The sequence below is a fragment of the Pseudoalteromonas sp. SIMBA_162 genome (assembly GCF_046535955.1).
In the GTDB taxonomy this organism is placed as follows: Bacteria; Pseudomonadota; Gammaproteobacteria; order Enterobacterales; family Alteromonadaceae; genus Pseudoalteromonas; species Pseudoalteromonas marina.
Window position 1 is genome coordinate 1 of record NZ_JAWJBQ010001084.1, and the last position, 241, is coordinate 241.

At 60.6% G+C, this 241-nt stretch carries 1 pseudogene; it reads left to right on the forward strand.

Features of this window, described 5'->3' with window-relative positions:
• Window positions 1-241: pseudogene (gene fliM, locus R0J88_RS23030) on the forward strand (flagellar motor switch protein FliM); the annotation flags it as partial.

Below are 241 nucleotides of genomic sequence, written 5' to 3' on the forward strand. Positions count from 1 at the left end.
CTCTGGATATCATCAACTCGCGCTTCAGCCGCCAGTTCCGCATGGGGCTGTTCAACCTGATCCGCCGCGGCGCCGATATCACTGCCGGGCCGGTGCAGTTCCTGAGCTACAACGAATTTTCCCGCAACGTGCCGGTGCCGACCAACATCAACCTGTTCACCATGAAGCCGCTGCGCGGTACCTCGATGCTGGTGTTTCCGCCCAGTCTCGTGTTCATGGTGGTCGACAGCCTGTTCGGTGG